Annotated in this window: 1 protein-coding gene; it reads right to left on the bottom strand. The window is 59.7% G+C overall.

The genetic code is table 11. The annotated features are described in order from the left end of the window. The coding region (locus J9892_RS25280; protein WP_210538967.1) for an IS66 family transposase zinc-finger binding domain-containing protein at positions 1–293 on the bottom strand (293 nt) is incomplete at both ends.

The following is a 293-nucleotide window of genomic DNA, read 5'->3' on the forward strand; positions in this document are numbered from 1 at the left end:
CCGAAATGCTGTTTGAGCTGCTGCTGTATCTGGCTGACGCTCTGGTGAAACTGGCCGCTTTGCAGCGCGATGTAGCTGAGCAGATTGGCCCCCATCTGGCTGCTGCTGACGTTGTCTGGCAGTGCGGCCTGGGTCGTGCCGATACAACGTGAGCAGGTCGCACGATACAGTTGGTGTTCGGTGACGAGATAGCTCACCTCGGGCAGCTCGAACACCTGATGAACCTGATAGGGTTTGGCATGGGCCACCATGTCCCCGCCACAGCAAGCGCAATCGGCGGCAGGGTAATGCGG

It is taken from the genome of Aeromonas sp. Prich7-2 (assembly GCF_017939255.1).
Lineage (GTDB): Bacteria > Pseudomonadota > Gammaproteobacteria > Enterobacterales > Aeromonadaceae > Aeromonas > Aeromonas caviae.